The organism is Streptomyces niphimycinicus, assembly GCF_018883605.1.
Taxonomy (GTDB): Bacteria; Actinomycetota; Actinomycetes; order Streptomycetales; family Streptomycetaceae; genus Streptomyces; species Streptomyces niphimycinicus.
In genome coordinates, this window is record NZ_JAHLEM010000607.1 from 1 (window position 1) to 3159 (window position 3159).

Annotated in this window: 3 protein-coding genes; all 3 read right to left on the reverse strand. The window is 69.4% G+C overall.

The features are described from left to right. Positions 1-126 precede the first annotated feature (126 nt). On the reverse strand, positions 127-1752 hold the full coding sequence (gene groL, locus KN815_RS37550) for a chaperonin GroEL (RefSeq protein WP_216346313.1): 1626 nt from the start codon (positions 1750-1752) through the stop codon (positions 127-129). A gap of 91 nt (positions 1753-1843) precedes the next feature. Beyond that, positions 1844-2152 carry a co-chaperone GroES gene (groES, locus tag KN815_RS37555; protein ID WP_014054228.1) on the reverse strand — a complete coding sequence of 103 codons (309 nt, stop codon included), beginning with the start codon at positions 2150-2152 and terminating at the stop codon, positions 1844-1846. A 255-nt stretch (positions 2153-2407) separates the two neighbouring features. Continuing rightward, positions 2408-3159, reverse strand: a 752-nt coding sequence (locus KN815_RS37560) for a polysaccharide deacetylase family protein (RefSeq protein ID WP_216346314.1), incomplete at its 5' end; no start/stop codon positions are given.

Below are 3159 nucleotides of genomic sequence, written 5' to 3' on the forward strand. Positions count from 1 at the left end.
GCGCCGCACCGGAGGCCCCGCCCCCGGCACCCACCACACAACCGGGGGCGAACGACGAAGGCGCGGCCGCCCTCAGGGCGGCCGCGCCTTCGCGCAGCACAGCGGCGACGTGCAAACGTCAGTGCGTCAGTGCGCGTGGCCGTGGCCGTGGCCCCCGGCCTCGGCCTCTTCCTCGGCCGGCTTCTCGACCACCAGCGTCTCGGTGGTGAGCAGCAGCGAGGCGATCGACGCCGCGTTCTCCAGCGCGGAGCGGGTGACCTTGACCGGGTCGATGACGCCGGCCTTCACCAGGTCGCCGTACTCCTCGGTGGCCGCGTTGTAGCCGTGGCCCTTCTCGAGCTCGGCGACCTTCGAGGTGATGACGTAGCCCTCGAGACCGGCGTTCTCGGCGATCCAGCGCAGCGGCTCGACCGCGGCGCGGCGGACGACCGCGACACCGGTGGCCTCGTCGCCCTCCAGGCCCAGGCCGTTCTCCAGCACCTTCGCGGCGTGGACCAGCGCGGAGCCACCACCGGAGACGATGCCCTCCTCGACCGCGGCGCGGGTCGCGGAGATGGCGTCCTCCAGGCGGTGCTTCTTCTCCTTGAGCTCGACCTCGGTGGCCGCACCCACGCGGATCACGCACACGCCGCCGGCCAGCTTCGCGAGCCGCTCCTGAAGCTTCTCGCGGTCCCAGTCGGAGTCCGTGGCCTCGATCTCGGCCTTGATCTGGTTGACGCGGCCGGTGACCTCGTCGCTCTTGCCGCCACCGTCGACGATCGTGGTGTCGTCCTTGGTGACGGTCACGCGGCGGGCGGTGCCCAGCACGTCCAGACCGACCTGGTCCAGCTTGAGGCCGACCTCTTCGGCGATGACGGTGCCGCCCGTAAGGGTGGCGATGTCGCCGAGCATGGCCTTACGGCGGTCACCGAAGCCCGGGGCCTTCACCGCGACGGCGTTGAAGGTGCCGCGGATCTTGTTGACGACGAGGGTCGAGAGGGCCTCGCCCTCCACGTCCTCGGCGATGATCAGCAGCGGCTTGCTGGCGTTGGCCTGGATGATCTTCTCCAGGAGCGGCAGCAGGTCCTGGATCGAGGCGATCTTGCCCTGGTGGATCAGGATGTACGGGTCCTCGAGGACGGCCTCCATCCGCTCCTGGTCGGTGACCATGTACGGCGAGAGGTAGCCCTTGTCGAAGGCCATGCCCTCGGTGAAGTCGAGCTCCAGGCCGAAGGTGTTGGACTCCTCGACGGTGATGACACCGTCCTTGCCGACCTTGTCCATCGCCTCGGCGATCAGCTCGCCGACCTGCTTGTCCTGCGCGGACAGCGCGGCCACGGCGGCGATGTCGGACTTCTCGTCGATCGGGCGGGCGGTGGCCAGCAGGTCGTCCGAGACGGCCTTGACCGCCGCGTCGATGCCCTTCTTGAGGGCGGCCGGGGAGGCGCCCGCGGCCACGTTCTTCAGGCCCTCGCGGACCAGGGCCTGGGCCAGCACGGTCGCGGTGGTGGTGCCGTCGCCCGCGATGTCGTTGGTCTTGGTCGCCACCTCCTTGACGAGCTGGGCGCCCAGGTTCTCGTACGGGTCCTCGACCTCGACCTCGCGGGCGATCGTGACACCGTCGTTGGTGATGGTCGGAGCACCGAACTTCTTGTCGATGACGACGTTGCGGCCACGGGGGCCGATCGTCACCTTGACGGTGTCCGCAAGCTTGTTGACGCCGCGCTCGAGGGCGCGACGGGCGTCCTCGTCGAACTTCAGGATCTTCGCCATGAGTTCCGTATGTCCTCTCGAACGAACCGCGCCCCGACCCCGGTTTCAGACGCGGGCACCGGGGCGCGGCTCATAGGCAAAACTTCGGTGATTACTTCTCGACGATCGCGAGGACGTCGCGAGCCGAGAGGACGAGGTACTCCTCGCCGCTGTACTTCACCTCGGTGCCGCCGTACTTGCTGTAGAGCACGACGTCACCGACGGAGACGTCGAGCGGAAGGCGCTTGCCGTCCTCGAAGCGGCCCGGGCCCACGGCCAGGACGACGCCCTCCTGGGGCTTTTCCTTGGCGGTGTCCGGAATGACCAGGCCCGAAGCCGTGGTCTGTTCGGCGTCGAGCGGCTGGACCACAATGCGGTCCTCGAGCGGCTTGATGGCAACCTTGGAGCTGGTGGTCGTCACGATCCGACCTCCCCCTTCGGAGATCTCACGGGGTCAACTGTCTGAGGTGGCGACCAGGTGGATCCGTCGTCGCGGGTGCCGGACCTGCCCGTCGCTGTATCCCTTGGCACTCATCGGTCCCGAGTGCCAGCCTCGACATTATGACGCGGTTAGCACTCAGTCAACTAGAGTGCCAAGCGACGTGGTGGCGGCCCCCGCTCGCCACCTCATCACCGCCGCATGCCACACCCCTCCTCACCCCTCCCCCCAGGGCCGTCACACATAGTCCTCCAGTTGGCCGATCGTGAATCCCTGGGCCTGGATCGCCCGCACCAGCGCTGTGATCCACTCGGTCATCGACTGGCCCTCGAGCTGATCCGGCCCCCGGAAGTGCGCGAGGATGATGTCCCCCGGCAGCAGATGGTCGCCGGAGCGGTAGGCCAGCCCGCGGGTCTCCATCTCGGCGCGCCACAGCACCACCGTCCGCGCCCCGCAGAAGCCCGCCGCCCGCAGCGTCGTCTCGTCGTAGTCCCCGAAAGGGGGACGGAAGAGGCGCGGCGCTTGACCGAAGTGGTCCCACACGTTGTCCCGCTGGCCGCAGATCTCCCGCACCTGGTCGTCGTAGGCCATACCGGCCAGGCTGGGATGGGTGAGGGTGTGGTTCTCCATGGGGTTGCCGAGGCGGCGCAACCGGTCGAAGTAGTCGTAGTGGTCCCCGATCACGTTGTCGGTGAGGAACGCGGTGAACGGCAGCCCGAGCTCGCGGGCCTGCTTCACGAAGCGCGGGTCCTTCTCGATCCCGTCGTCGATCGTCACGAAGACCACCCGCTTGTCGGTGGGCACCTGCCGCACGATCGGCGGCAGCCCCCACTGCTGCGGCCCCGACCGGCCGAGCGCGGGCTTGACGGCGGGCGGGGCCGGAGGCCGCTCCAGCGGCCGGTCCAGCCCCCAGCGGCGGTAGCCGTCGGGCGTGCCCATCGGGCCCGTGCCCGGCAGCCCGGCACATGTGCCGCACGGCCCCGCGGCCG

Bases quoted from the DNA above. Each gene is read 5' to 3' on its own strand.
- groL (WP_216346313.1), bottom strand. From the start codon at position 1,752: ATGGCGAAGATCCTGAAGTTCGACGAGGACGCCCGTCGCGCCCTCGAG.